This is a genomic window from Pseudomonas sp. JL27(2026) (genome assembly GCF_056933555.1).
Genome location: NZ_CM167794.1, coordinates 473,867 through 491,449, shown reverse-complemented (window position 1 = coordinate 491,449; position 17,583 = coordinate 473,867). Strand labels below are relative to the sequence as shown.

11 protein-coding genes are annotated in these 17,583 nt (G+C 60.1%); all 11 read right to left on the bottom strand.

Annotated features, from left to right (window positions below; all coding sequences use genetic code 11):
* Window position 1: 1 nt before the first annotated feature.
* Complete coding sequence (gspG, locus tag AC1Z1G_RS02205) at window positions 2-457, bottom strand: type II secretion system major pseudopilin GspG (RefSeq protein ID WP_483624498.1); 456 nt, start codon at window positions 455-457, stop codon at window positions 2-4.
* A 3-nt stretch (window positions 458-460) separates the two neighbouring features.
* Complete coding sequence (gene gspF, locus AC1Z1G_RS02200; protein WP_483624496.1) at window positions 461-1,672, bottom strand: type II secretion system inner membrane protein GspF; 1,212 nt, start codon at window positions 1,670-1,672, stop codon at window positions 461-463.
* A gap of 3 nt (window positions 1,673-1,675) precedes the next feature.
* Window positions 1,676-3,151 carry a type II secretion system ATPase GspE gene (gspE, locus tag AC1Z1G_RS02195; RefSeq protein ID WP_483624494.1) on the bottom strand — a complete coding sequence of 492 codons (1,476 nt, stop codon included), beginning with the start codon at window positions 3,149-3,151 and terminating at the stop codon, window positions 1,676-1,678.
* Complete coding sequence (gene gspD / locus AC1Z1G_RS02190) at window positions 3,148-5,046, bottom strand: type II secretion system secretin GspD (RefSeq protein WP_483624492.1); 1,899 nt, start codon at window positions 5,044-5,046, stop codon at window positions 3,148-3,150. Before gspD ends, gspE begins: the two co-directional genes overlap by 4 nt.
* Window positions 5,047-5,595: a type II secretion system protein N gene (locus AC1Z1G_RS02185; RefSeq protein ID WP_483624490.1), complete on the bottom strand. Its 549-nt coding sequence runs from the start codon at window positions 5,593-5,595 to the stop codon at window positions 5,047-5,049.
* Between the two features lie 18 nt (window positions 5,596-5,613).
* Window positions 5,614-6,108 carry a cytochrome b gene (locus AC1Z1G_RS02180; protein WP_483624488.1) on the bottom strand — a complete coding sequence of 165 codons (495 nt, stop codon included), beginning with the start codon at window positions 6,106-6,108 and terminating at the stop codon, window positions 5,614-5,616.
* A gap of 122 nt (window positions 6,109-6,230) precedes the next feature.
* Window positions 6,231-7,700: an N-acetylglucosamine-binding protein GbpA gene (gene gbpA / locus AC1Z1G_RS02175; RefSeq protein ID WP_483624486.1), complete on the bottom strand. Its 1,470-nt coding sequence runs from the start codon at window positions 7,698-7,700 to the stop codon at window positions 6,231-6,233.
* Window positions 7,701-8,228: 528 nt separating this feature from the next.
* On the bottom strand, window positions 8,229-9,296 hold the full coding sequence (gene hemE / locus AC1Z1G_RS02170; RefSeq protein WP_483624484.1) for a uroporphyrinogen decarboxylase: 1,068 nt from the start codon (window positions 9,294-9,296) through the stop codon (window positions 8,229-8,231).
* A gap of 253 nt (window positions 9,297-9,549) precedes the next feature.
* Entirely contained in the window at window positions 9,550-10,968 is a 1,419-nt protein-coding gene (locus AC1Z1G_RS02165) for an FAD-dependent oxidoreductase (protein WP_483624482.1), read from the bottom strand.
* A 33-nt stretch (window positions 10,969-11,001) separates the two neighbouring features.
* Entirely contained in the window at window positions 11,002-15,447 is a 4,446-nt protein-coding gene (gene gltB, locus AC1Z1G_RS02160) for a glutamate synthase large subunit (protein WP_483624480.1), read from the bottom strand.
* Window positions 15,448-15,974: 527 nt separating this feature from the next.
* Window positions 15,975-17,576, bottom strand: coding sequence for an AAA family ATPase (locus tag AC1Z1G_RS02155; protein ID WP_483624478.1), 1,602 nt, complete (start codon window positions 17,574-17,576; stop codon window positions 15,975-15,977).
* Window positions 17,577-17,583 lie beyond the last annotated feature (7 nt).

The following is a 17,583-nucleotide window of genomic DNA, read 5'->3' as shown; positions in this document are numbered from 1 at the left end:
GTCAATCTCCCCAGTTGCCGATGTCGGCACCATGGCCTTCACCGCCAGACACGCCGTCGGAACCCAGGGAGTACAGGTCATAACTGCCATCGACCGAATTCACCCCTGGATTGAGGTACTGATAGGGCGTTCCCCAAGGGTCAACCGGCAGGTTTTTTAGATAGCCCTGAGGACTCCAGTTGCGTGACACCGGGGTGCCCGACGGGCGCTTGACCAACGCTTCCAGCCCTTGCTGGGTGGAGGGGTAGTTGAAGTTGTCGAGGCGGTACATTTCCAGGCTCGTGGAGATCGCCAGAATGTCGGTGCGCGCCGCCGTGACCTTGGCCTGGTCGGGCCGGCTCATGAACTGCGGCACAACGATCGCACCGAGCACGCCAATGATGACCACCACCACCATGATTTCGATCAGGGTAAAACCGCGTTGGGCGCGGGGGTTTATTTTACGGACAGGATTCATCGGTCAACTCACCAGTTGGTTCAGGCTAAGAATGGGCAGAAGAATGGCCATGACGATCAGCAGCACGACGCCGCCCATCAGCACCAGCATGACCGGTTCGAACAGGCTCACGACGAGCGTGATCCGCGCCGCGAGGGTCTTTTCCTGCTGCTCGGCGGCCCGCGCCAGCAGGCGGTCGAGCTCGCCGGCCCGCTCGCCGCTGGCAATCATGTGCAGCATCATGGGCGGGATATCACCGCCCTGTTCCAGGCCGTGCGTCAGGGTGCCGCCCTCGCGCACCGAGCGTGCAACCTCATGCATGCGGCGGCGGATCGTCAGGTTGCCGATCACCGCCGCCGCGATTTCCAGCGCATCGACCAAAGGCACGGCACTCTTGCCAAGAATCGCCAGGGTGCTGGCAAACCGCGCAGCCTCCATGGCGCGCAACACCCCGCCCAGCAGCGGCAGCCGTAACACCAGCGCATGCCAGCGCAGGCGCAATCGAGGCTGGACCAGGGCCCAACGCCCCAGCAGCACCAGCGCCGACAACGCCCCCAACAGGATCACGCCATGGCTGCGCACACCGTCACTGATCAGGATCATGCCGCGGGTCAGCGGAGGTAACGGCTGACCGCTGTCGACAAAAATTTTCACCACATCCGGCACTACATAGCCGAGCAGAAAACCGACGATGGCCAGCGATGCACACATCAGGATCATCGGGTAAACCAGCGCCAGTTGAATCCGTTGGCGCGATGCCTGGCGAGCCTCGGTATAGGCCGCCAACTGCTCAAGCACATGCCCCAGATGCCCCGAGCGCTCGCCCGCCGCGATGGTGGCGCGAAACAACTCGGGAAACGCCCGAGGAAATCCGCCCAACGCCGTGGCTAACGCATGACCTTCCATCACCCGCGTTCGCACTGCCGCCAGCAACGCGCTGACCCGGCGCTTTTCACTCTGTGCGGCGACGGCCCGCAAGGATTCTTCCAAGGGCAGACCTGCCTGGATCAGCGTCGACAACTGCAAGGTCAGCAACGCCAGTTCGCCGGGCGCCAGTTTCGGGCCTTGGGCAAACACTGCACCTGGAACGCGCTGATGTTTTGCCGTCCCCACATGGCTGGGCAACAACCCCCGCTCGCGCAGCAGTTGCCGGGCGTGCCGGGGGCTGTCGGCTTCCTGCACGCCTTTGCACGGGCGACCATTACGGTCCTGGGCGCGGTATTCGAATCCCGGCATGGGCTAGTCCTCCTGACTGACGCGCAGCAGTTCATCGAGACTGGTGAGGCCCTCAAGCACCAGCCGTTGGCCATCCTGGAACAGGCTGCGCGAATGCTTGCGCGCAGCCGCTGCCAAGGCCTGCTCACTGGCCCCCTGATGAATCAATGTCGAAAAGGCCGGCGTGATGCTCACCAGCTCATAAATACCAATGCGCCCGCGATAACCTTGCTGGCACTGCGCACATCCTCGGGCCTTGAACAGCCTTGTTGCACCCTCGACGCCCAGCCGCTGGCACGCGGCCGGGTCCGCCTCGCAGGCTTCCTTGCAGTGTGGGCAGAGGGTGCGCAACAAGCGTTGAGCGAGCACGCCGACCAGCGACGACGCCAGCAGGTACGCGTCGACGCCCATGTCCAGCAACCGGGTGACCGCGCCGACCGCGCTGTTGGTGTGCAAGGTCGATAACACCAGGTGCCCGGTCAACGACGCCTGCACGGCGATTTCGGCGGTTTCCCGATCACGGATCTCTCCGACCATCACCACATCCGGGTCCTGTCGCAAAATGGCCCGCAGGCCACGGGCAAACGTCATCTCGACCTTCGGGTTGACCGGCGTCTGGCCAATCCCCGGCAAGTGGTATTCGATCGGGTCTTCCACCGTGAGGATGTTGCGTGTCTGGTCATTCAGGCTGGCCAGCGCCGCATACAGGCTGGTGGTTTTGCCGGAGCCGGTGGGGCCGGTCACCAGGAAAATCCCGTGGGGCCTGCCGAGAATTCGCTCAAAGCACGCCAGGGTGTCGGGCGGCATGCCCAGGCGCTGCAAGTCGAGGCGCCCGGCCTGTTTGTCGAGCAGGCGCAAGACCACCCGTTCGCCATGGGCCGACGGAAGGGTCGAAACCCGCACATCCACTTCGTGCCCCGCCAGGCGCAGGGCAATGCGGCCGTCCTGCGGCACGCGCTTTTCAGCAATATCGAGGCGGGCCATGACCTTGATTCGCGACACCAGCAAGTTGGCCAACTCACGCCGGGGCCTGAGCACTTCGCGCAACTGCCCGTCCACTCGCATGCGTACGGACAGGTACTGCTCAAAGGTTTCCAAGTGAACATCCGAGGCTTTTTCGCGCACCGCTTCACTGAGCAACGCGTTGATCAGGCGGATGATCGGCGCGTCACCTTCCTGCTCCAGCAGGTCGGCGGTTTGTGGGAGCTGATCGGCAAGGCTCAACAAATCGAGTTCTTCATCCAACCCTTGAGCGACCTGTTCGGCGGCGCTCTGACCCTCACGGTAAGCGCTCGCCAGGCGTGTCGCGAACAACGCAGGCTCAAGCACCTGAACCGGCAGTTCACGCCCCGTCACCCGTCGGACTTCCGCCAACGCGGTCAGCGGCGTATCGCTGCGAATCGACAGGCTCAACGCCTCGCCAGAACCTTCAAGCAAAACTCCCAGGCGCCGGGCGAAGCCGAACGGCAGCTGTTCGCTGTACCGCACCTGATTCGTCATGGGGCGCGCCGTTCGCGGTTGTCATCGAACAGTTCATGGGGGTCAGCCGGCAGCTGCAACGAATGGCTCTGTCGCCCGGTGGGTTGACTCAACTCACGCAAGGCCTTGTAGCGGTCCTCGCTGATCTCGGCAGCGTCCTGCCGGGAGCGCACGATGGTCGGGCGCAGAAACACCATCAGGTTGCTTTTGGTCTGGGTGTCTTTGGTCCAGCGAAACAGCGCGCCGAGGTACGGAATGCTGCGTAACAACGGCACGCCGCTTTCCTGAGTCCGGACGCTGTCCTTGATCAGGCCGCCGATCACGATGATCTCGCCATCATTGGCGAGGATCGTGCTTTTCAGGGCACGCTTATTGGTTATCAGGTCGGAGGAGTCCACACCCGACACCGACGGTGCAATGTCGGAGATTTCCTGCTCGACCTCCAGGCGCAGAATCGAGCCTTCGTTGATGTGCGGGCGGATCTTCAGGCTGATCCCCACATCCTTGCGCTCCACGGTCGTGAACGGGTTGTCCGCCCCACTGCTGTTGGTGGCGTAGGAACCGGTCTTGAAGGGCACGTTCTGGCCAACGATGATTTCCGCTTCCTGGTTGTCCAGGGTCAGCAGGCTGGGCGTCGACAACAGGTTGTTGCGGCTGTTGCTCGCCAGCGCTGAAATCAGCGCACCAAAGCTGCCGCCACCCAGGCGCAACAACGCACCTTCCGGGGCCGGGTTCTTGTCATCGAAATTCAATCCGCCAAGGACCGGCACGCCAGTGCCGGGGAAATTGATAAGCCCTTTCGCGTTGCCACTGTCCAGCCCCCACTGCACACCCAGCGCTTCGACGATGTCGCCGGAGATCTCCACGATGGCGGCATGAATCAATACCTGCGCGCGCGGTTGATCGAGCTCGCGAACGATGTTTTCCAAGGTCCGCAGTTGCGCCGGATCGGCAAACACCACCAACGCATTCTGACGCTCGTCAGCCTTGACCATCACCGGCGTTGCCGGCATCGCGTCTTTTGAACCGCTGCCGCCCGACTGCACGTTGAAGCCCTGCCCCAACGAATCCAGCACCTCGGCCAACTGCTTGGCATCACTGTGGTGCAAACGGATGACCCGCGCGTTATCGAGCTTGCTCGTCGCCGGAACATCCAGTGAACCGGCCAGTTGAACCAGACGTTGGCGCGCTGCCGCAGGGCCGACTACCACCAGGCGATTTGCTCGCGGGTCGGCAATCACCAGGCTGCCGGACTCGGCACCGGACTTGCCCAGTGACGCTTCCAGGACCTTGGCGATGTCTGCTGCCAGGCCATGGCGCAACGTGACAAGGGTGTGGGCATTTTTCGTCCCGGAGTCGAGTTGACGCACCACCTGCCCGATCCGCCGAACGTTGCTCGCCGTATCGGTGATCACCAGTGCGTTGGCCGAGACGGACGGGCCGACATAGCCGTTGGTCGATACCAACGGCCGCACCAACCCCGCCAGATCAGAGGCGCTGCTGGCGCCGAGCGCAATCACTTCGGTCACGAACTGCCCATCCCGGGACGTGCGCGGATCACCCTGGCTGGCGCGGGTTTTGGCCTCCGTCACAGGGGTGATGAGGATCCGGTCGCCTTGATCGATCACCGTGAAGTTGTGGGCGTCGAGCACCGAATAGAACAGCCGTCGCACACCCTCGCGATCCAGCGCCTGCCTGGACATCACGGTGATGCGCCCTTGAACCCTGGGATCGAGGATCACGGTCGTGCCAAGGATCGACGACATCTCGTCAACAATGTCACGCAGCTCGGCGTTGTTCATCGCCAGTTGCCAGCGCTGCTGCTCGCCAGCCGCCCACCCTGGGACCAGCAGGACCATAACGAACAGTGAGCGCAGCAGTGCGCCAGAGCTGGCGAAGCGATGTGAGCGGTTCATTCAGAGACTCGGTGGCAAATCAGCGGTTGGCCGAAGGTGAAGAAGAACAGGCACGGGAGCAGGTCCACGGTCTGTGGACGGGATTGTCAGCACGCTGCGTTCGGCATTGGGTTGAAGCGCCAGCAATTCCTCACGACCTTTGCGCCACAGCACAACCCGGGACACTTCCACCCGCCGCAGCACGCTGCCGCCCGGCAGGCTGTCGCCGACCTGATACAGGCGTTCACCGTCAGCACCCGCCAGCAGCGCCCGCGAAAGCCCGGTGTTTGAGACAAAACTGGCGCGTAACGTCAGCGGCTCGGTACTGCTCACCGCTGCCGCTTGCACAGCCAGCCCCATCACCGTCGCGATGGCGTCGGGATTGAATTCAGGTAACGGCTGAGCCACGGGGGCGGGCGGCGGCGATCGTGCGTCTTGCATCACCCGTCCCTCGCGCAACGGCCCCTCGTTAACGAACAGATAAGCGCCATAACCCAGCGGTAACACCCAGAGGATGACCCCGAGCAGCGTTGGCCAACGCGCGATGACCGTCGTTAATGAAGAAGTCATTGATCCATCGCCTGCCTGTTAGCGGTGAAACCACATGCCCGCAAGCACGCGACGTCCCGACACTTCATGTTTGATGACCGCGCTCGCATGCAAGGCAATCAACGCTGCCAGAGCGAGACACGTCCACACATGAATCGTTAGAAACAGTTGAATCCAGTAAGGGTCATGCAGAGGCTGTGGGATAAACAAAACATCAAAGACATTAATGGTGCGGTCCATCATCAAAATACCCGTCACCAATACCCCACTGACAACCAGATAGATAAGCCAGTGAGTAAACGACGCCAGACGTTCGGTCTTTGAGCGATTTGTCTTTGCAGCACAGCGAACTCGACGCAGGGCGATGTAAAGCCTCACCACAAAGAAGGGCATGAATACTGTCGTCAACGACACATTAATAAAGGCCACCCATTCCTTGACCGGTAACGCCACATCAAACAGCGACACATAAAACCCACTGCCGAGCGCCCAGACAATAATAATGGCCGAAAGCCAATGCAGAAAAATTTGCACTCCTGTATACGATGAAGTTTTCATTTGGTTAGAAGTACTCAACAATACCAGCCATAAACAAGAACCCTGATAGTTCCGGACAATCAAACAGCCCTGATTGCCCGAAGTATTATCAGACCAACTTATTTCTGGTCCCAGGCCATTGCCCAGTCACTGCCGACACCCGGTTCGAAATTTGTTGCCGTCGGGCTGTATTGCTTGCAGTAACCTGAGTAAGGGAACGGCTTGCATTCATAGACCTGGCCGTTCTTGGATTGCAGCACCTTCGTACCTGCGGTGTATTCGCCGAGATTGTTCGGGAATTCGAAGTCGTAGTCTTGCGCACCGCCTTCACCGGTCAATTCGGTTTTCTCGAAAGCCTGGCGAGTGGTGCGGCCGTCTTCAGTGGTGCCGACCAGTTTCACACCGTGCGTACCCGGAGTAGAACGGACATCGACGTTCAGTACCGTGTTGCTTTGCGCCGCGACCTCTTGCCGGGTGAAGCCGACTTGTTTGTTACTCGCATCGAAAATCGTCGCTTCGACAGTCATTGCACGATTGCTGATAACAGGAACCGCAACCTTGCCAACGCCTTTCACCAGTTCATGTTCTGGTGCCAGGCCGCCGAACTCCATGCGGGCGTCAGTGTCTTCCTGCATCTGCAACGCCACTTCATAACGCGTGACACCGCTTTCCTTCTGGGCGTAGAGCTTGTTCACGCCGTTGACCGGTTCGATGTTGTCGTGCTCGTCGCGAATACCGGCGCGCACCAGCTTCTGGGTCTTGTTGATTTGCTCGGCCAAGGCAAACGACCAGTTCGCAGGCTTGCCTTCTTCTGCGTTTTTGATCGAGATTTCGACACTGTATTGCGCACTTTCACCACTGGCGGTGAAGGCGCGCGCCTTGACCTTGTCGCCTGGCAGCAACGTCGCCGCCGGGGTGATCGCGCCCACGGAGTTCCAGCCGCCAGGCAACGCCGCTTCGGCAAGAATGTTCACATCAACCACGTTGTGGAAGGCCGCGTCGGTGTCACCAACGGTCCACACACCCAGAATCACATGATGACCGGTCTTGTCTTCAGGAATCACACACGCGTGTTTGTCCCCGGAGACCGGCAGGACGTTACCGCCATCGACAAAACAAAACGGTGTGGTATCGAACGAGGCGCGCTTGAGCGGCTCATTCGGATTCCAGCCACTTTTGGTAATGAAGTATTCATGCTTGGTCGCGGGGTGAGCGGCGGTGTACTTCCAATCGAAATCGAGGGAACGGTCCTTGATTTCAGTCAGATGCCAACGAGTGGCAGACTGGGCATCAACCGCGGAAAACATTGCGATACCGCCACTGGCAATCTTGCCATCTACAGGCCCTTGCAGAGGCGCACCGCCCACACCGTTGGGAAAGCCCTTGAAGGTTTCGCCCACGCTTTGCGGTTCGTATTGCGCGCCGCCACAGTCTTTGTTCAGACCTTTCTGGCACTGGAAGGCGCGGGACGGCGGCTCATTCAAGTAACCATGAGCGGCCACATGCTGTGAAGCCAACAGGGCCGCCAACAGCGTCAACGAGGAAGCACATCCTGTTAATGCACCTCCTTTGGAAACAGTGTTTTTCATATTATTAGTTCCAGACTTATTATTAATAACTATTCGCAAGCCAACCTCTATCCGGCAGAAACTTGCCTCCCCTTTACGACACGCTCAACACGTCCAACACTTACCTGACATTTAAGAGAGCATCTTTTAATCACAGTATTACTGAACGCCAGCAACCAGCACTTACACAACAACAATGCCGTGATTATTATTTATGACATGCTCGCCACACATAAGGTGTTGGCAGAATTGAGAAGGGCACTTTACCGCCAGAAATTTTAATTCTATGTAGGATAAATCTTTTACTCAGGCAGGGAATGTCAGCAATCGAACTAATCAGACGAGAAAGGTAATATCGCCTTACATAGAGGTAAGATATTTCTTAAAGATTCAGCACGTAAAGGCTGCACGAACATAAACAGTTCGCACACCCGCCATCACTATGACAGGCAAGTAAACGCCAATAGCCAGGACGGCCTGAGGAAATGAGCGAGGGTTATCGAGGGCGTAAAACCTGCCTGGCGCGGAGGCCAGGCAGGCTGCTACGAATTACTGGTGGTATTGCGCAGAAAGCTCGTGCACGGCACGCAGGAAGGCGCCGGCGTGTTCCGGGTCGACTTCCGGGGTGATGCCATGGCCGAGGTTGAACACGTGACCGCTGCCTTTGCCGTAGCTGGCAAGAATGCGCCCGACTTCAGCGCGGATCGCTTCTGGCTTGGCGTAGAGCACGGTCGGGTCCATGTTGCCTTGCAGCGCAACTTTGCTGCCGACGCGCTCGCGAGCGTTACCGATGTCGCAGGTCCAGTCCAGGCCCAGTGCGTCAGCACCCGAATCGGCAATGCTTTCCAGCCACAGGCCGCCGTTTTTGGTGAACAGGATGACCGGCACTTTGCGGCCTTCATGCTCGCGGATCAGGCCGCTGACGATCTTGCGCATGTAGGCCAGGGAGAATTCCTGATACGCCGCCGCCGAGAGATTGCCACCCCAGGTGTCGAAGATCTGCACCGCTTGGGCGCCCGCCATGATCTGGCCATTGAGGTAGCTGGTGACCGACTGCGCGAGTTTATCCAGCAGCAGGTGCATGGCTTGCGGGTTGTCGTAGAGCATGGCCTTGGTCTTGCGGAAGTCTTTCGACGAACCGCCTTCGACCATGTAGGTGGCCAGGGTCCATGGGCTGCCGGAGAAGCCGATCAACGGCACGCGGCCGTTCAGCTCGCGGCGGATAGTGCTGACCGCATCCATCACGTAGCCGAGGTCCTTTTGTGGATCAGGAATCGGCAGGGCTTCGATGTCAGCCATCGTGCTGACGACTTTCTTGAAGCGCGGACCTTCGCCGGTTTCAAAGTACAGGCCTTGGCCCATAGCATCCGGGATGGTCAGGATGTCCGAGAAAAGGATCGCCGCATCCAGCTGTGGATAACGGTCGAGCGGTTGCATCGTGACTTCGCAAGCGAACGCAGGATTCATGCACAGGCTCATGAAATCACCGGCCTTGGCACGGCTGGCGCGGTATTCAGGCAAGTAGCGACCGGCCTGACGCATCATCCACACGGGCGTGACGTCTACAGGTTGCTTGAGCAGGGCGCGAAGGAAACGGTCGTTCTTCAGGGCAGTCATGTCGGCATCCGGAAAAAAAGTGCGGGCATTTTCTCAGAGCGAGACGCAAAAGGCACGGCAAGCGCCGAACCTTTTGTCTATCGGGTCAATTTGTCGCGGGGGAATCACGATTTTCGCAACACTGCGAAACAACTGTGGGAGCGGGCTTGCTCGCGAAAGCGGTGTGTCAGGCAACATCAATGCTGACTGACACTCCATCTTCGCGAGCAAGCCCGCTCCCACATTTGATCCCATTCCAATTCGGAATCGGGGGTTAAACGCCCAGGTAATCCAGGATCCCTTCGGCGGCATTGCGGCCTTCGAAGATCGCCGTTACCACCAGGTCGGAACCGCGCACCATGTCGCCACCGGCGAAAATCTTCGGGTTGCTGGTCTGGTGCTTGTACTGGCCTTGTTCCGGTGCCACGACGCGGCCCTGGCTGTCGGTCTGGATGCTGTGCTGTTCAAACCACGACGCCGGGCTTGGACGGAAACCGAAAGCGATGACCACGGCGTCGGCCGGGATGATCTCTTCGGAGCCCGGGATCGGCTCGGGGCTGCGACGGCCACGGGCGTCCGGCTCGCCGAGACGGGTCTCGACCACCTTCACGCCTTCGACCCGGTCCTCACCCACGATGGCAATCGGCTGACGGTTGTAGAGGAACTTCACGCCTTCTTCCTTGGCGTTCTTCACCTCTTTGCGCGAGCCAGGCATGTTCGCTTCGTCACGACGGTAGGCGCAGGTCACCGACTTGGCGCCCTGGCGAATCGAAGTACGGTTGCAGTCCATCGCCGTGTCGCCACCACCCAGTACCACAACCTTCTTGCCCTTCATGTCGACGAAATCTTCCGGCGACTTTTCAAAGCCCAGGTTGCGATTGACGTTGGCGATCAGGAAGTCCAAGGCGTCGTGCACGCCCGGCAGGTCCTCACCGGCAAAGCCGCCCTTCATGTAGGTGTAGGTGCCCATACCCATGAACACCGCATCGTATTCTTCGAGCAGTTGCTCGACGGTTACGTCCTTGCCCACCTCGGTGTTCAGGCGGAACTCGATGCCCATGCCGGTGAAGACTTCGCGACGATTGCTCAGCACGGTCTTTTCCAGCTTGAACTCGGGGATGCCGAAGGTCAGCAGACCGCCGATTTCCGGGTTCTTGTCGAACACCACCGGGGTCACGCCGCCGCGCACCAGCACGTCGGCACAGCCCAGGCCCGCAGGCCCGGCGCCGATCACCGCGACACGTTTACCGGTCGGTTTGACCTTGGACATGTCCGGGCGCCAGCCCATGGCGAACGCGGTGTCGGTGATGTACTTCTCGACCGAACCGATAGTCACCGCGCCGAAGCCGTCGTTCAGGGTGCAGGCCCCCTCGCACAGACGATCCTGCGGGCACACACGGCCGCAGACTTCCGGCAGGGTGTTGGTCTGGTGCGACAGTTCGGCGGCGGCGAGGATGTTGCCCTCGGCCACCAGTTTCAGCCAGTTGGGAATGAAGTTGTGCACCGGGCACTTCCATTCGCAATACGGGTTGCCGCAACCCAGGCAGCGGTGGGCCTGATCGGCCGAATGCTGGGGTTTGAACGGTTCGTAGATTTCCACGAACTCTTTCTTGCGTTGACGCAACAGTTTCTTCTTCGGATCTTTGCGCCCGACATCGATGAACTGGAAGTCGTTATTCAGACGTTCAGCCATTATTAAAACCTCATCAAACTCTTCAGGCGCATATCACTGCGGGTTGGCACGGGTGCTGGAAAGCAACGATTTCAGGTTGGCAGCCTTGGGCTTGACCAGCCAGAAACGGCGCAGATAGTCATCGAGGTTTTCAGCGAGGTTACGACCCCATTCGCTGTCGGTTTCCTCGACGTATTCGTTCAGCACGCGTTGCAGGTGGCTGCGATAGGCTTCCATCGCTTCGCCGCTGATCCGCTGGATTTCCACCAGTTCGTGGTTGACCCGGTCAACGAAGGTGTTGTCCTGGTCGAGCACGTAGGCGAAACCACCGGTCATCCCTGAGCCGAAGTTGTAACCGGTCTTGCCCAGTACACAGACGAAACCACCGGTCATGTACTCGCAGCAGTGATCGCCTGTGCCTTCCACCACGGTGTGAGCACCGGAGTTACGCACCGCGAAACGCTCGCCCGCAGTGCCAGCGGCGAACAGCTTGCCGCCCGTGGCGCCGTAGAGGCAGGTGTTGCCGATAATCGCGCTGTCCTGAGTTTTGTAGAGGCTGCCTTTTGGTGGAACGATGACCAGTTTGCCACCGGTCATGCCTTTGCCGACGTAGTCGTTGGCGTCGCCTTCGAGGTACATGTTCAGGCCGCCCGCGTTCCACACTCCAAAGCTCTGACCGGCAGTGCCCTTGAAGCGGAAGGTGATCGGCGCCTTGGCCATGCCCTGATTGCCGTGTTTACGTGCAATTTCGCCGGAGATCCGTGCGCCAATGGAGCGGTCGCAGTTACAGATATCCAGGGCGAAATCGGCGCCGCACAGGTCGTTGATGGCCGAGGTGGCCATGACGACCATTTTCTCGGCCAGCAGGCCCTTGTCGAACGGTGGGTTGCGGTCGACCTGGCAGAACTGTGGCTTGTCTGCCGGGATGTGATCGCTGCCCAGCAACGGAGTCAGGTCCAGATGGTTTTGCTTGGCGGTCTGCCCTTCGAGGATTTCCAGCAGGTCGGTACGGCCGATCAGCTCTTCGAGGGAACGCACGCCCAGCTTCGCCAGCCACTCACGGGTTTCTTCGGCGACGTAGGTGAAGAAGTTCACCACCATGTCGACCGTACCGATGTAGTGGTCCTTGCGCAGTTTTTCGTTCTGCGTCGCCACGCCGGTGGCGCAGTTGTTCAGGTGACAGATACGCAGGTATTTGCAGCCCAGGGCAATCATCGGCGCGGTGCCGAAGCCGAAGCTTTCAGCACCGAGAATCGCCGCCTTGATCACGTCGAGGCCGGTTTTCAGACCGCCGTCAGTCTGCACCCGAACCTTGCCGCGCAGGTCGTTACCGCGCAGGGTCTGGTGGGTTTCGGCCAGGCCGAGTTCCCACGGTGCGCCCGCGTACTTGATCGAGGTCAGCGGCGACGCGCCGGTGCCGCCGTCGTAGCCGGAGATGGTGATCAAGTCGGCGTAAGCCTTGGCCACGCCAGCGGCGATGGTGCCAACGCCCGCCTCTGCCACCAGTTTCACCGAGACCAATGCTTTCGGGTTGACTTGCTTCAGGTCGAAAATCAGCTGCGACAAGTCTTCAATCGAATAGATGTCGTGGTGCGGCGGTGGCGAAATCAGGGTCACACCCGGCACTGCATAACGCAGCTTGGCAATCAGACCGTTGACCTTGCCGCCTGGCAACTGACCACCTTCGCCGGGCTTGGCGCCCTGTGCGACCTTGATCTGCAGCACTTCGGCGTTGACCAGGTATTCCGGGGTCACACCGAAACGGCCCGTCGCCACTTGCTTGATTTTCGAGCTCTTGATGGTGCCGTAACGCGCCGGGTCTTCGCCGCCTTCACCGGAGTTGGAACGCGCACCCAGGCGGTTCATGGCTTCGGCCAGGGCTTCGTGGGCTTCCGGCGACAGGGCGCCGAGGGAGATGCCAGCAGAATCGAAGCGTTTGAGCACCGATTCCAGCGGTTCGATCTCGCTGATGTCCAGCGCCTGCTCAAGGGTTTTGACCTTGAACAGGTCGCGGATCATCGACACCGGACGGTTGTCCACCAGCGCCGTGTACTCCTTGAACTTGCTGTAGTCGCCCTGCTGCACAGCGGCTTGCAGGGTACTGACCACGTCCGGGTTGTACGCGTGATACTCGCCACCGTGGACGAACTTCAGCAAACCGCCCTGCTGGATCGGCTTGCGCGGGCTCCAGGCTTCAGCAGCCAACGCCTTCTGTTCAGCTTCGATGTCGACAAAACGCGCACCCTTGATGCGGCTTGGCACGCCACGGAAGCTCAGTTCGCAGACTTCTTCGGACAGGCCAATGGCCTCGAACAACTGCGCACCGCGGTACGAGGTGATGGTCGAGATACCCATCTTCGACAGGATCTTGAGCAGACCCTTGGTGATGCCTTTGCGGTAGTTCTTGAACACCTCGTAGAGGTCGCCCAGCACTTCACCGGTACGGATCAGGTCGCCCAGCACTTCGTAGGCCAGGAACGGATAGACGGCAGAGGCGCCGAAACCGATCAGCACGGCAAAGTGGTGCGGGTCACGCGCAGTGGCGGTCTCGACAAGAATGTTGGAATCGCAACGCAAACCTTTTTCGGTTAGGCGATGGTGCACCGCGCCGGTGGCCAGGGAAGCGTGGACCGGCAGTTTGCCCGGTGCGATATGACGGTCGCTCAGCACGATCTGGGTACGCCCGGAACGCACGGCTTCTTCGGCCTGGTCGGCGATGTTGCGCACCGCGGCTTCAAGGCCCAGCGCCTCGTCGTAGTTGAGGTCGATGACCTGACGCTCGAAACCCGGACGGTCCAGGTTCATCAGCGAGCGCCACTTGGCCGGGGAAATGACCGGCGAGCTGAGGATCACGCGCGAAGCGTGCTCCGGCGATTCCTGGAAGATGTTGCGCTCGGCGCCAAGGCAGACTTCCAGCGACATGACGATGGCTTCGCGCAGCGGGTCGATCGGCGGGTTGGTGACCTGCGCGAATTGCTGGCGGAAATAGTCATACGGCGTGCGCACACGCTGGGACAGCACGGCCATCGGCGTGTCATCGCCCATGGAACCGACCGCTTCATAACCCTGCTCACCCAAAGGGCGTAGCACCTGGTCACGCTCCTCGAAAGTGACCTGGTACATCTTCATGTACTGCTTGAGCTGATCGACATCGTAAAACGCCGAACCGTGGTCGTTGTCTTCCATGGTTGCCTGGATGCGCAGGGCATTCTTGCGCAGCCATTGCTTGTACGGATGACGGGACTTCAAGCGGTTGTCGATGGCGTCGGTGTCGAGGATCTGACCGGTTTCGGTGTCCACGGCGAAGATCTGGCCCGGCCCGACACGGCCCTTGGCGATCACGTCTTCAGGCTGGTAGTTCCAGACACCAATTTCCGAGGCCAGAGTGATGAAACCATTCTTGGTGGTGACCCAACGCGCCGGGCGCAGACCGTTACGGTCGAGCAGGCACACCGCATAACGACCGTCGGTCATCACCACGCCGGCCGGGCCGTCCCACGGTTCCATGTGCATCGAGTTGTATTCGTAGAACGCCCGCAGGTCCGGGTCCATGGTCTCGACGTTCTGCCATGCTGGCGGAATGATCATCCGCACACCACGGAACAGGTCGATGCCGCCAGTGACCATCAGCTCCAGCATGTTGTCCATGCTCGAAGAGTCGGAACCCACGCGATTGACCAGCGGACCGAGCTCTTCCAGGTCCATCAGGTCGTTGGTGAACTTGGTGCGACGGGCCTGGGCCCAGTTGCGGTTGCCGGTGATGGTGTTGATTTCGCCGTTGTGCGCCAGGAAGCGGAACGGTTGAGCCAGCGGCCATTTAGGCAGGGTGTTGGTGGAGAAGCGCTGGTGGAACACGCAGATTGCGGTTTGCAGGCGCTGGTCGCTGAGGTCTGGATAGAAGGCGGTGAGATCCGCCGGCATCATCAGGCCTTTGTAAATGATGGTCTTGTGGGAAAAGCTGCAAATGTAGTGGTCGGTGTCGGCGGCGTTGGCCACGGACGAGCGACGACGCGATGTGAACAGCTTGATTGCCATGTCCTGATCGCTCAGGCCATCGCCTGCGATGAACACTTGCTCGATCTGCGGCAGACGCTCAAGGGCCAGTTGGCCAAGAACGCTGGTGTCGATGGGCACTTTGCGCCAACCGACCAGTTGCAGGCCAGCAGCCAGGATCTCGCGGTTCATGTTCTCGCGAGCCGCTTCGGCTTTTACCGGGTCCTGATTGAAGAACACCATGCCCACGGCGTATTGCCTGGGCAATTCAATACCGAACGTTTCCTGGGCGATGGCGCGAAGGAATACGTCGGGCTTTTGCATCAGCAGACCGCAACCGTCACCGGTTTTGCCGTCTGCGTTGATCCCACCGCGGTGGGTCATGCAGGTCAGGGCCTCAATGGCCGTTTGCAACAGGGTATGACTGGGTTCGCCCTGCATATGGGCTATCAGGCCGAAACCACAGTTATCCTTGAACTCATCGGGTTGGTACAGACCTGCTTTCATAGACACTTTCTCACCAGGCTGCCTCTTTTTAGAGGCAAATTTCTTTTCAATTCAACCTCTTACCTTCCGCGCCGAACGTACGCCGGCTTAGCGGGGGCAAATGGGAGGTCATTGTACACAGCGACACAGACGCTCACAAATTCGACGACGAAATGTCGCAAATCTATGTCGCATTTGTGAAAGGTTTAAAGCGATATGCTGTGCTAGTCAAAACTTTTTTAATTCTGACCGCAACGACTCAAAGACTACTGTGATGCAGACACCACAAGGCACGCGGCTCAGGGTCTGTTGACGCTTGCTGACGAACCGCGTTGGCGCGCAACCCGAAGGGATGCGACCCATTTGGCGCAGGGCAGCGTTGCTCGGAACTTATTTGGAACAACCAAACTGCGTTCCTCGCGCCTTGCCCAGCGCCAAATGGGTCTGCGTCGCGGTCGTCAGCAAGCGTCAACAGACCCTGAAGCCACATGCGCTTGCAGAAATTTTGAGGTGCCGGGAGAGGCGGCCTGGGTAAGGCCGCCGAATCTTCAGCGGGTTGTAGCCAGTTCCTGTTGGACGCTGGCGACAGAGCGAGGCCAAGGTTTACCAGCCTGAACCTTCGCTGGCAAGGCCTTGATGGCGGAAGCGGCAGCATCGCGGCTAGCGAAGTTACCGTAGGTGATGACGTAAAGCGGCTTGCCGTTAAGGACTTTCTTGAAGTAGCGGTACTCGCCGCCCTGCTCTTTGACGAAGTTCTGCGCCGTTGCTTCAGAGCTGGTGCCAAGGATTTGCAGTACGTAGTTGCCCGGCGCCTGACCGGCGTACCAGCTACCGCCAGTAGCCGCCTTGGCCAGAGTCACCGGCTTTTCGACGGCCTTGGCGACTGGTGCCGGCTTGGCTGCTGGAGTCGGCGCAGGTTTGGCAACCGGAGCAACCGGAGCTGGCGCAGGCTTGGCTGCAGCGACCTGAGTCGGCGCAGGGACGGGTTTGGCCGCTGGCGTTGGCGCAGGACCGGCCGGAATGCCCGCAGGTGGCGCCGTGGTGGTGACCGTCGGCGGTGTGGCGCTGGAGCCTTCGACTGGCACACCGTCGTCGCCTTCGGTAATGCCACCCGCCGCTTCAGCCAGCGGTCCGCGCATTACCGGTTGCGACTGTCCGACCAATGGCAATGGCATCGGCTGGGTATTGCCGGCGAATTCCACTGCCGGAGAACCGCTGCCGTTCGGTGTCGGCGAACCTTGCCCCAAGGGCAGTTGCGCTTGCTCACTGGCGGGCGCGCCGGTGGTCGGTGCCTTGCTGCGACCCGGCATCAACCAGGCGGCAGCTACCGCGACCACGACTACGGCGGATATCGCCAATACGTGTTTCTTCGGCATATTGAACCCCATACTTGGACGCTTGACCGCTGAGCGGCTAGCTATCATGGCTTCGATCATCGCATCGCGGGCAGCCTGGTTGATGTTGCCAGGCCAGCCTTCGGAGCTTTCGTGAATCTCAGAGATCTGATCTGCGGAGAAAAGTTCGATTCCCTGACCCGCCCCTTCAAGTCGCAGGGCCAGGTATTCACGGGTTTCTTCTTCGGCGTAAGGCGCCAGTTCGATGACGTGAAAGCGCTCTTCCTCGGCATGCAATTGCTCCAGCGAAGCAATCAGCGACGACTCACCGAACAGGAACACGTGAGGGCGGCCTTCCGGCGCCCCGGCAGCCAGCTCGAGCAGGGCCTCGAGCGCGGACTCATCGAGTTGCTCGGCATCGTCCACCAGCAGATAGACTTCCTGACCGGTCAATGCGAGCTGCACCACTTGCTTGAGAATCGCGCCGACGTCAGCCTGGGCAACATTCAGTGCCTGCGCCACCTGGCGCAGCACGCCAGCCGCATCACCGGCGCCACGGGCGGAAACCACCACGCTTTGCACCGATTGCTTGTTGGTACTGGCCACCAGCGCCTGACGCAGCAGGGTCTTGCCGCTACCTTGTGGCCCAGTGACCACGAGCAGCAACTGGCTATAGCGGGCCAGGTGGTGCAACTGCCCCAGGACCGGCTTGCGCTGGGCGGGGAAAAACTTGAAGCCAGGCACCCGTGGAGCGAAAGGGTCATGACTCAACTGGTAATGGCCGAGGAAAGCCTCGTCGGCATGCAAACTAGTCATCGGGATC

What these genes read in the sequence shown, in the direction of transcription:
- gspE (WP_483624494.1), bottom strand. Translation starts at nt 3,151, where the DNA reads ATGACGAATCAGGTGCGGTACAGCGAACAGCTGCCGTTCGGCTTCGCC.
- gspD (WP_483624492.1), bottom strand. Translation starts at nt 5,046, where the DNA reads ATGAACCGCTCACATCGCTTCGCCAGCTCTGGCGCACTGCTGCGCTCA.
- gbpA (WP_483624486.1), bottom strand. Translation starts at nt 7,700, where the DNA reads ATGAAAAACACTGTTTCCAAAGGAGGTGCATTAACAGGATGTGCTTCC.
- hemE (WP_483624484.1), bottom strand. Translation starts at nt 9,296, where the DNA reads ATGACTGCCCTGAAGAACGACCGTTTCCTTCGCGCCCTGCTCAAGCAA.
- gspG (WP_483624498.1), bottom strand. Translation starts at nt 457, where the DNA reads ATGAATCCTGTCCGTAAAATAAACCCCCGCGCCCAACGCGGTTTTACC.
- AC1Z1G_RS02185 (WP_483624490.1), bottom strand. Translation starts at nt 5,595, where the DNA reads ATGACTTCTTCATTAACGACGGTCATCGCGCGTTGGCCAACGCTGCTC.
- AC1Z1G_RS02165 (WP_483624482.1), bottom strand. Translation starts at nt 10,968, where the DNA reads ATGGCTGAACGTCTGAATAACGACTTCCAGTTCATCGATGTCGGGCGC.
- gspF (WP_483624496.1), bottom strand. Translation starts at nt 1,672, where the DNA reads ATGCCGGGATTCGAATACCGCGCCCAGGACCGTAATGGTCGCCCGTGC.
- AC1Z1G_RS02155 (WP_483624478.1), bottom strand. Translation starts at nt 17,576, where the DNA reads ATGACTAGTTTGCATGCCGACGAGGCTTTCCTCGGCCATTACCAGTTG.
- gltB (WP_483624480.1), bottom strand. Translation starts at nt 15,447, where the DNA reads ATGAAAGCAGGTCTGTACCAACCCGATGAGTTCAAGGATAACTGTGGT.